11 protein-coding genes are annotated in these 10207 nt (G+C 61.0%); 2 read left to right on the forward strand and 9 right to left on the reverse strand.

Annotated elements, in window-relative coordinates; translation table 11 throughout:
- Nucleotides 1-31: 31 nt before the first annotated feature.
- From WBF74_RS05295 to WBF74_RS05330, 8 genes are all read right to left on the reverse strand, one after another.
- A complete protein-coding gene (locus WBF74_RS05295) occupies nt 32-235 on the reverse strand; it encodes a cold-shock protein (RefSeq protein ID WP_424436268.1) in 204 nt (67 codons plus the stop codon).
- Nucleotides 236-450: 215 nt separating this feature from the next.
- A complete protein-coding gene (locus tag WBF74_RS05300) occupies nt 451-690 on the reverse strand; it encodes an AMP nucleosidase (protein WP_424436271.1) in 240 nt (79 codons plus the stop codon).
- Nucleotides 691-788: 98 nt separating this feature from the next.
- Nucleotides 789-1778: a nickel/cobalt transporter gene (locus WBF74_RS05305; protein WP_424436274.1), complete on the reverse strand. Its 990-nt coding sequence runs from the start codon at nt 1776-1778 to the stop codon at nt 789-791.
- The gene (locus WBF74_RS05310) at nt 1775-2425 is read right to left on the reverse strand and encodes a DUF1007 family protein (protein ID WP_424436277.1); all 651 of its coding nucleotides are present in this window, start codon (nt 2423-2425) and stop codon (nt 1775-1777) included. The genes WBF74_RS05305 and WBF74_RS05310 overlap by 4 nt, the downstream gene beginning before the upstream one ends.
- A gap of 25 nt (nt 2426-2450) precedes the next feature.
- On the reverse strand, nt 2451-3590 hold the full coding sequence (locus WBF74_RS05315; protein ID WP_424436280.1) for an acyl-CoA dehydrogenase family protein: 1140 nt from the start codon (nt 3588-3590) through the stop codon (nt 2451-2453).
- Between the two features lie 80 nt (nt 3591-3670).
- Nucleotides 3671-4867: an acyl-CoA dehydrogenase family protein gene (locus tag WBF74_RS05320; RefSeq protein WP_424436283.1), complete on the reverse strand. Its 1197-nt coding sequence runs from the start codon at nt 4865-4867 to the stop codon at nt 3671-3673.
- 173 nt (nt 4868-5040) lie between these two features.
- Entirely contained in the window at nt 5041-6651 is a 1611-nt protein-coding gene (locus WBF74_RS05325; protein ID WP_424436286.1) for an acyl-CoA synthetase, read from the reverse strand.
- Between the two features lie 157 nt (nt 6652-6808).
- Nucleotides 6809-7423 (reverse strand): hypothetical protein, encoded by a 615-nt coding sequence (locus WBF74_RS05330; protein ID WP_424436289.1) that lies wholly within the window; start codon nt 7421-7423, stop codon nt 6809-6811.
- Nucleotides 7424-7528: 105 nt separating this feature from the next.
- On the opposite strand from WBF74_RS05330, the gene WBF74_RS05335 reads away from it, so the two are divergent.
- Entirely contained in the window at nt 7529-8125 is a 597-nt protein-coding gene (locus WBF74_RS05335; protein WP_424436292.1) for a TetR/AcrR family transcriptional regulator, read from the forward strand.
- 83 nt (nt 8126-8208) lie between these two features.
- Here the strand turns inward: WBF74_RS05335 and WBF74_RS05340 are convergent, their stop codons facing one another.
- Nucleotides 8209-9345, reverse strand: a complete 1137-nt coding sequence (locus WBF74_RS05340; protein ID WP_424436295.1) for a ferritin-like domain-containing protein — start codon at nt 9343-9345, stop codon at nt 8209-8211.
- A gap of 130 nt (nt 9346-9475) precedes the next feature.
- On the opposite strand from WBF74_RS05340, the gene WBF74_RS05345 reads away from it, so the two are divergent.
- Nucleotides 9476-10207, forward strand: a 732-nt coding sequence (locus WBF74_RS05345; RefSeq protein WP_424436298.1) for an alpha/beta fold hydrolase, incomplete at its 3' end; no start/stop codon positions are given.

A 10207-nucleotide genomic window follows, 5' to 3' on the forward strand; every position in this document is an offset into this window, starting at 1 on the left:
GGCCTTCAAATGTCTGCGACAGCAGCGTGTGTTACGCGACCGTGAGGTTCGCAGCCGATGTCTTGCCGCGTTCCGTCACGAGTTCGTAATTGATCGTCTGGCCTTCATTGAGCGAGCTCAGGCCAGCGCGTTCAACCGCGCTGATATGCACGAATACGTCACGGCCGCCGTCTGAGGGCTGAATAAAGCCGTAACCCTTCTGCGTGTTGAACCACTTCACCGTACCTGTAGCCATTTCGAGAGTCTCCTGCCGCGCTGGCGCGCGAGATTGACCGCGCGCCCATCGCGCGGCTGTTTACAACCTGTTTCTGGGGAGTCTTGAAAGGCCCGGAGGGCAACGCAGCCCAAAGATAGATTGCGTTGCAACCCAACAGGATTAGCGACACCGAGTCAAACAACTTTTGTCGTGTGTCCGGTGTCGCTTCGGCTGGTTATCGCGCGTGGTGGCGTTCAGTTGTCGATATTCTTGCGCACGAAGGTGACGGCGTAGAAAAGTTCGCCATCGAACAGATCCTTCGGTGCGCCCATGCCTTCGATCATCTGGAACTTGCGCTGAACAATCTGGCCTTCCATGCGATATCCCTTTTCGCTCATGTTCCGGCGGTGGAATTCCATCGCGGCGGGGGTGAAATCCCGAGCAAGAACGGTGATGCGTTCGGGCAGGTCGCTGGTTTTCGTCTCGTCGGCCATCGGTCTCTCTAGCTCATTTCATTCAGCATGATGCCGGGTCTCCGGCGTTGCGCGCAGTATGGGGCGGGGGGCGGGGCTTGTCGATAGGCAGGGTGCGATCAGAAGAGGGGTTGCGCCGGTGCCGTAAGGGAGCCTGCGAAAAGGACAAGGCCCATAACCACAAGAAGGGCCCCGCCGCCAATTCGGAGCATCTTTTCAATCCGGCGGGAGCGCCGGCTGTCCACCTGTCCGGCAAGGCGCAGTGCCATGTTCTTGGAAAAAACGGTCAGGATGGCGAGGGCGGATACGGTGATTGCGGTGCCGACCGACATGGCGAAGGCGGACAGGGCGCCAATGGTGAAGGCACCCTGCGTCAGCGCGAAAAGCAGCACCAGTATCGCGCCGCTGCATGGCCGGAGGCCGATCGAGGCGATGATGGCCGCCATGCCCTTCCAGCCGCGCGTGGCGGCTTCGCGGATTTCTGCGGGGCCGGGCATATGAGCATGGTCATGGTCGTGGCAATGGTGGTCGTGACCATGTGCATGATCGTGATGGGAATGCTCCTTGCGGCGCAGCGTGCGCCAGATCAGCCAAACGCCGACACCCGCAATCAGGATGAAGCTTGCCCGTTCGATGATCGGGAGCGTGCTTGCTGTTGCCCGGCTTGAGAGGCCGAGCAGCACGGCGAGAATGCCGACAACTGCAATGGCAGTCAGCGCTTGCGCAAAGGCCGAGAGGAAGGCGAGGACGATACCGCGTTTCACCTCGCGCTCATCGGCGAGCAGATAGGACGTCACGACGATCTTGCCATGCCCCGGACCGGCTGCATGGAAAACACCGTAAAGGAAGGAGATCGAGACAAGCCCCCACATGGCGCTTGCGGATTGCTGCAGGTTCACGGCGCGCAGCGCGCTTGCCATGGCGCGGTAGTATTCCTGCTGCATGGCCATGATGTAGCGCAGCAGGCCGGAGAAGAAGCCCGGCTCCGCAAGCTCGGCAGGCGCATCGCTCCCGGGAACGGCGAAGGGGCTTTGCGCCAGCACGGCAGTTGCAGAGAGTGCGAGAGGCAGCAACAGCGCCGGGACGAAGATGCGGGCTTTCTTCATCATGGCGCAGGCGGGCAGGCAACCCTGACGATGGTGGCAAAATGCGCACCGAGCTGCGATGAGGGATCAGTGAAGGCCGATTCCGGCAGGCTGAGCCAGACATTCTCGACATCCGGCGTGCGGCGTTCAACAGTGCAGCCTGCGGGCATCGCACCGGTCTGGCGCACCGGGTTGTCTTTCAGATAGTCGATCGAGATGTAATAGGTCGGGTCGAATATGCGCAGTTCTGCCGGTGCGCTCTCAAGCTGCAGCGGCGTCTCAAGCGGAACGGTGAAGGAAAGCGAGAGGCGGCCTGAGGCCTCATCCCATGTCGATTTGCCGTCACGCGCCGCGCCAAGGGCGACAGGTTGACCGCTCGTGGTGACTTCGGTGAAGTAGTCCCACTCGGCAAGGTTTTCGAGATTGATTGCGGCGAGGCCGGCGAGCAGTTCCTCGTCATAGCCGTCAGCCGTTTTCTCCGCGCCTTCAAGCGCGAAGGCGGAATAGAACTCGTCGAATATCCAGAGGATGCCGATGGAGGCGAGGCGGCCTTCGGCGTCGAACTGCAATTCCGTCTGCATGTCTATCCAGACATGCGGATGGGCAGCGGCGGGGGAAACCGGCATCAAGGCAATGACGAGCGCAACAAGCGCCGTCCGAATGCTCCACAAGCGATTTCCCCTCACCAGAATTGCCTCAATACCCTTCGAGGGTCGCGTAGCGCTCGCGATGGAAATTGCCATCGCCGAAGGTCGCAGCCGCAACGCGGGCGCGCTTCATGAAGAGGCCCACATCGAACTGGTCCGTCATGCCCATGCCGCCATGCATCTGCAGGCCTTCATTGGTTACGATGGTGGCGATATCGGAGAGGCGCGCCTTGGCGATGCTCGCAATCTGCGGCACGTCATTACGGCGCTGCTCCAGCGCGGAAAGCCCGTCGAGCACGACGGAGCGGCAAAGCTCGATCTCCGCGAAGAGATTGGCCATGCGGTTCTGCAGCGCCTGGAAGGAGCCGATCACCTTGCCGAACTGCTTGCGCTCCTTGAGATAGGCAAGCGTGGTGTCGAAGGTCTGCTGCACCAGGCCGAGCATTTCGGCGGCAAGGCCGATGCGGCCGATATCGAGCACCTGTTCGAGCACATCATTGCCCCCATCGACGGAGCCGAGAACGGCGCTCGCCGAAACGGTGACATTGTTGAACTCGATATTGGCGGCGTTGCGGCTGTCCACCATCAGCGTGCGCGTGATCTTCACGCCTTCGGCCTTCGGATCGACAAGGAAGAGCGTCACGCCCGAGCGGTCCGTATCTGCGCCGCTGGTGCGCGCGACCACGATGAGCTGGTCGGCGACATGGCCATCCAGCACAAAGGTCTTGGACCCGTTGAGGCGATAGGAGGAGCCCTGTGCTTCCGCGCGCGTGGCGATGCGCGTGGGGTTATGGTGCGGGCCTTCTTCAAGCGCCAGCGCCATGATGCGCTCTCCCGCCGCGATGGCGGAGAGGATTTCCTGGCGCTGCGTTGCATTGCCTGCAAGTTGCACGGCCGAGCCGCAAAGAAGCACGGTCGATACCAGCGGCGTTGCGGCGAGCGTGCGGCCAGTCTGTTCCAGCACAAGGCCAAGGCCCACGGGGCCGAATTCCGTGCCGCCATATTTTTCGGAAATGAGGATGCCGGCAAAGCCGAGATCGGTCATTTCCTTCCAGGCCGCACGGTCAAAGCCGGTGGCATCTTTCGTGTCGCGGAGTTTCCGCAGATTGGCGACAGGCAGGCGCTCCTGAAAGAACTGCGTTGCGGTGTCGCGGAGAAGCTGTTGCTCCTCGGTCAATACAAGTGACATGGCGTTCCGAATTTCTTGTTGTTCACATGGGAAGGGCGGCGGGGGCGTCTTTCACAAGCGCGCGCCCCGCATGGACCGGATCATTCGTCGGGAAGACCGAGGACGCGCTTCGAGACGACGTTGAGCTGCACTTCGCTGGTGCCGCCTTCGATGGAGTTACCCTTCGAGCGGAGCCATGAGCGCGTGATGCCCAGTTCATCATCGGAGAAGCCGTCACCTTCCCAGCCGAGCGCCTTGGTGCCCATCAGCTCAAGAAGCAGTTCGTAGCGACGCTTGTTCAGCTCCGTGCCGTAATATTTGAAGATGGAGCTTGCGGCACCCGGCCCCTGACCTGCCTTGGCCTCTTCAGCCGAGCGCTGCATCGTGAGCGCGAAAGCCTTGGAGTCCATCTTCTGGCGGGTGATGTGATCGCGCAGCGAGGGGCTCGCAATACGGCCATTCACTTCGCCGAAATATTCCTTTGCAACCTGCTCCAGGCTGCCAATGCCGCCGCCTGCGCCGACACCGCCAAGGCCCATGCCGGAGATCATTTCGCGCTCATGCTGCAGCAGGCGCTTCGCAATGGTCCAGCCCTTGTTGAGTTCACCGACGAGGTTCTTCTTCGGCACTTTCACATCGGTGAAGAAGGTTTCACAGAAGGGTGATGCGCCAGAGATCATGGTGATCGGGCGTGCTTCCACGCCGGGCGACATCATGTCGAAGAGCAGGAAGCTGATGCCTTCATGCTTCTTGGTGGGGTCGGTGCGGACGAGGCAGAAAATCCAGTCAGCCTTGTCGGCATAGGAGGTCCAGATCTTCTGGCCGTTGACGAGGAAATGGTCGCCCTTGTCCTCGCATTTTGTCTGAAGGCCGGCGAGGTCGGAACCGGCACCCGGCTCGGAATAGCCCTGACACCAGCGGATTTCGCCGCGCACGATTTTCGGCAAATGCTCTTTCTTCTGCTCTTCATTGGCGAATTCGAGAAGGGCCGGCCCGAGCATCCAGATGCCGAAGCTCGAAAGGGCAGGCCGCGCCCGGATGCGGCGCAGTTCCTGCTGGAGCACGAGGTTTTCTTCCTTGGTCAGCCCGCCGCCACCATATTCCTTCGGCCAGGTAGGCGCGGTCCAGCCGCGCGATGCCATACGGTCCAGCCAGAGCTTGGAATCGGGGTTCGGATATTTGGCATTGCGGCCACCCCAGACGGTTTCCTCTTCCGGCATCGGGGTCCGCATGGAGGGGGGGCAGTTTTCCTCCAGCCAGGCGCTTGTTACCTGACGGAATTTCTCAAGCGCTTCCATGTTTTTCTCTTTATCAGGGTATTGTTGGCGAGAGTATATCAGCCCCCCCCCGTCAGGCAACCGACATCCTCGGGAAAAGCGGGATGAGGGCAGGCGAACGGGTTTTCCGTAACGGAAATGAAAAGGCCGGCCCATTTCAGGACCGGCCTTGATGCTTATTGGAGCATTTTCGCTCAGGAGACGCCAAGTTCTGCCTTGGCAAACTCTGTCACACCCTTGTAATCCGCCTTGCCGTTCGGGGCGCGGAAGGGGACGGTGCCGATCAGGATGCGCTTCGGCGTCTTGTAGCCCGCGAGCTTGCTGCGGACATGAGCGCGCAATTCTTCCTCGTCGAACTGCGCCCCCTCATTGAGCTTCACGACGCCGGTGACAGCCTGACCCCATTTTTCGTCGGGCAGGCCGATGACGAGCGCATCTTCGATGGCCGGGTGGGTTTTCAGAACCTCTTCGACCTCTTCGGGGTAGACCTTTTCGCCCGCCGTGTTGATGCAGACCGAGCCGCGGCCGAGTAGCGTCAGCGTGCCATCGGGTTCGACTAGGCACCAGTCGCCGGGGATCGAATAGCGCACGCCACGGATCGTCTTGAAGGTCTTGGCGCTCTTTTCCGGGTCCTTGTAGTAGCCGATCGGAATGGGCGCGCCGAGCGCGATGAAGCCGGGCTTGCCCGATCCGGGGACGACCGGCTCGTCATTCTCATCGAACACCTGACAGCGTTCGCCGATCTGGAACTTCGCAGTCGCGATCTCGCCATCCTTCGTCATCAGCGAGGAGCCAAGGCCAACCGCTTCCGACGCGCCGAAGCTGTCCGTCATGATGGCGTTCGGCATGTGTTGCAGAAGACCGCGCTTCACTTCCGTGGACCACATGACGCCCGAGGAAATGATGGTTGCGATGGAGGAGAGGTCGTATTTGCCCGGCGCCTCTTCTAATGCGCGGAGCATGGGTTTCGCGAAGGCATCGCCCACGATGGCGACCTGCTGCACCTTGTTGCGATCAACTGCAGCCCAAAGCTCATGCGGATCGAGCGACACGCTGTCCAGCGTGACGATGCAGCCGCCCGAGAGCATGTTTCCATTCGCGGTGAGAAGCCCGGTGCCATGCATCAGCGGGCAGGCGGGGATCATCGGACCGGCGGGGCCGACTTCCTTGATCGAGGCGACAAGCGCTTCCAGCGTTTCCGGCACGGGGCCAAGGCGGCGAAGTGCGGCAAGCTGCACTTCGCGCATGTCGTTATGCGTCCACATCACGCCTTTCGGCATACCGGTGGTGCCGCCCGTGTAGATGAAGAGCATGTCATCAGGCGAGCGCTTGATATCAAGCCGTTCGCCGCTGCCCGTGGTGGCAAGCGTTTCATAACGCTCTGCGAAGGGTGCGACGTCACCGCCATCATTCACCTCAACGAAGGTTTCAACCTTGGTGAGACGCGGGCGGATTTCCTCGATCACCTCGCGGAACTCGCTGCCATAGACAACGGTCTGCGCGTCGGAATTGTCGAAGATGTAGAAGACTTCGTCCGGCTTGTAGCGGTAGTTCACATTCACATGGGTAAGACGCGCCTTGTAGCAGGCGGCGAGCGTTTCGACATATTCCGGCCGGTTGCGCATATAGAAGGCAACCTTGTCGCCGGGCTTTGCACCGCGCTCGATCAACGCACGGCCGAGATTGTTGGTGCGCTTTGTTGCCTCGCCCCATGTGATGCGTCGCTCTCCATGCACAAAGGCCGGTGCATCCTGAGGCAGCACAGGGGAAATAGCGTCGAGGATGTCCCCGAAATTCCAAGCCATGAAAGTCCTCCCAGACTGATCGCGTGTGCCGCCTCGCAAGGAACGGGCAGCCAGTTCTTTTGAGAATACTATACAGGGAAATGCGGAGCGGTCATCCGCAAGCGGTGCAGAGCGTGCGCGGCGTGTCATTGACGCAGCGTAAGTTTGCGTGGGCGTTTTACTGTGCGGGGAGGAGCGTGTTCTGCCGCCGCTTTTTCCACGCCGCCACGCGCAACACAAGAACGCCAAGTCCCAAAGATGCGAGCGCCACGAAAATCCAGCGCGGCTCAGGCGGCGCCTCGCGCAGGATGCGGTCGACATAGGAGTTCATGAAGATCAGCCAGATGTACCAGCCGCCGATGAGGTGAAGGCGGCGCCAGTTTTTCGGACCGAGCCTGCGTAGCGCCGCATCATTCGAAGTGAGCGCCATCAGCAGGACGAAGACATAGGCAAGCCCGCCACCCGCAAGGGTGACGAGGTCGGGCACTTCGGCAATCGCAATGAAGAAGCCTGTCAGCGCGGCGAGATGGATGAAATGGGCGAGCGCGAAGGAGAGGCCGAGATAGCGGCGGTTTCGCCGGAGCCAGCGCGTTGCGTCCGAAGGGGAGAGGGCGGCAAGCGCGCCTGTTGCAAAGGTGAGCAGGAAGATCAGAAAGGCGAGCCGCGCCGTGTAGCGGGCGAGGTGGAGCAGGCCGTCTGCGCCTGTTCCCCGGAGGGAGAAGCAGAGCGCCAGAAGGGCGGCTTCTGCCGCGAGGACAGAGAGGAAGAGCCAATAGGGAACGGGACGTGCCATCTGCTTCATCCTCTCGCATGGGCAAGGTCTCATACAGCGTGTATGATTTATACAAATGTCGCGAGATTCATACAAGCAGTATGAAAACTGGTGAGTGAGAACGGATTGTCACGAAAAGTCCCAGCCAAGAAGCCGTCCCGGAACCGCGAAAAGCTGATCGCGGCGGCGCGTCGTCTTTTCTCGGAGCGAGGCTATGCCGCAGTCGGCACGGAAGAAATCGTCCGCGAGGCAGGCGTCACGCGCGGCGCGCTTTATCACCAGTTTGCTGACAAGCGGGATCTCTTTCGCGCCGTGCTTCAGGAGATGCTGCCGGAGATTGGTCAGCGCCTTTATGAGGAGACGATGGCGCAGATCGGCCATGACCGGGAGGATCTGGAGGTTGGTGCGCGGGTATTGCTCGGCATCTATGCAGAGCCGGAGGTGAGGCACCTGTTGCTGATCGAAGGACTGGCCGTGCTCGGTCTTGCGGACTGGATGGCGCTGCAAGCCCCGCTTGCCCGTCTCTTCCTCGACCATGCGCTTCGCCACCTCGCGGATGAGGGGCTGATCCGGGAGAAGGAATTGCCGTCGCTGATCGAGCTTCTCTCCGGTGCGCTTCAGCAGGCCGCACTTGGCATTGCGGCGGCGGATGACCCGCAAGCGGCGCGGAGTATCTATGCGGCAGGGCTCGACCGGCTCATCAAGGGGCTGATGCGCGCATAGGGAAACGGAAAAGGGCGGCTCCCGAAGAAGCCGCCCTTTCTTTTGAAGGAGGAGAGCCGGGACAGGCCCGATCCCGGTCCTGCTTATTCGGCTGCCGACATGCGGTCGAGCGAGTAGGCGCCGCTGCCCTGGCCGTTGAGTTCGCGCAGAAGGCGGATACCTTCCTCGGCGATGTCGTCACCGATCATGCGGTCGCCTTCGCCATAGAGTTCCTTCATGTCGATGAAGGCGGCGTAGTTCATGGCGGTGCGGTCGGTGATGATGCCGGCCTTGAGAAGCGTCTTGATCAGCACGCGGAAGATATTGGAGCTTTCCTGCATGCTCTCACGGATGTTCTTGTCCGTCAGTGCTTCCATATAGGCGCCCTGCACCCACTCCCAGTCGAGACCGACTGCGGCATAGATATGCTTCTTCTGCTCGGGGCTGCCGAGGTTGAAGAGAAGCACCTGGAAGACTTCCCAGGCCCAATCCTCAATGGCGTTACGCTGTTCTGCGTTCAGGTTCGGAATGGTGCGGTCTGCCCAGATCTTTCCGAACTTATGGTGGAAGGCTTCGTCCGTCATGGTGAGCTGCATCAGCTTCACCATCAGCGGGTCGCGGCCAAACTTGTAGAAGGAGGCAAAGGCGCCCATTGCGAGGCCTTCAACCAGCATCTGCATGCCGACGAGCTTCTTCCAGACGAGCGGCGAGTTGACGAGTTCCGTCAGAACATTGCCGAGGGCGGGGCCAACCGGCACGGGCTTGCCCCAGCGCGCCTTGATGTAGTTGGAGAAGCCGGCCACATGGCGGGCCTCTTCGCGGGTCTGGTTCGCGGCATATTCCTGCGCGCCCGGATCCTTCAGGATGTGGCAGAGGCTTGCGGAAAGGGCGAGCGCGCCTGCTTCGCCGTGAAGGATCGAGGACAGTGCCCACTGCACGTCCATGTTGACGAGCTTGATCTTCTGCTTTTCGTCCAGCTTGTCAGCCACAGCCGTCTTGAGATCGGTGTTCTGCTCGGGGTCCGTCAGATACTCGTTCTCGATGTCGAAGGGCTGAGAGAAATCGACATATTTCGGGTCCTGCGGGTCCCAGAAATGGTCATGCGTCGCCGAGATGATCTTGTCGAAGGCAGTGGAGCGCTTGCCGTAGCGATCCACTTCCATCATTGCGGCGAAATCGTCGGGAGCGACCGCTTCGTAGGCCGCATCCACCGTGATATTTGTTGTGATGGTGTTTGTCATGGCTCCTCCTTCGTCCGGCCCTGCCGGTTTCCTCTGCGCGAACTATAGGGGGAAGGGTCGGGCGATGCAAAAAATAATGACGCATATGTCAACTTTGGTGGTCATGTAGCCAGACTTTTGGGGGCGGGAGATGAATCAGGGGTTTGCGGATACGCCGCATGGGCGGCTTGCCTATGTGGAGAGTTCGGGCAAGGGGCTTCCGGTGCTTTTTGTCCACGGGAACTCCTCCTGCAAGGAGATGTTCGGGCGCCAGTTTTCAAGCGAGATGGCAAAGCGCCACCGCTTCATAGCCTTTGATCTGCCGGGCCACGGGCAAAGCTCTGACGCCCCGGACCCTGCCGCCAGCTATTCGATCCACGGCTTTACCGATGCGGCGATAGCCTTTCTCGAGGCGCTCAAGGTGGAGCGCGCCGTGGTGATGGGCTGGTCGCTTGGGGGCCATGTGGCGCTGGAGATGATGGTGCGCTGGCCGGGGCTGGTTGCCGCCTGGATCACGGGAACACCGCCCGCGGGCGGGCCAGATATGGCGGAAGCCTTTCTTCCGACCGACACGATGGCGCTCACCTTCAAGCCCGACTTCACGGAAGAAGATGCACGCACGCAGGTTCGGGGCGGGCTTGGTGAGGGCGTGCCGATGGAGCCCTGGATGCTTGCCGCTTCACTCCGCGCAGACGGGCGCGTCCGGCCGCTCATGCTGCAATCGGCCATAGAGGGGCGCGATCTTGACGGGCGGGAGATTGCGGAAACGGCATCCCAGCCGCTCGCCGTCGTCACCGGCTCGGCGGAGCCTTATGTGAACAACGCCTTCCTTGAGAAGATCACCTATCGCAACCTCTGGGATCGCAAGGTCCATGTGCTGGAA

This window comes from Parvibaculum sp., assembly GCF_049672805.1.
Taxonomy (GTDB): Bacteria; Pseudomonadota; Alphaproteobacteria; order Parvibaculales; family Parvibaculaceae; genus Parvibaculum.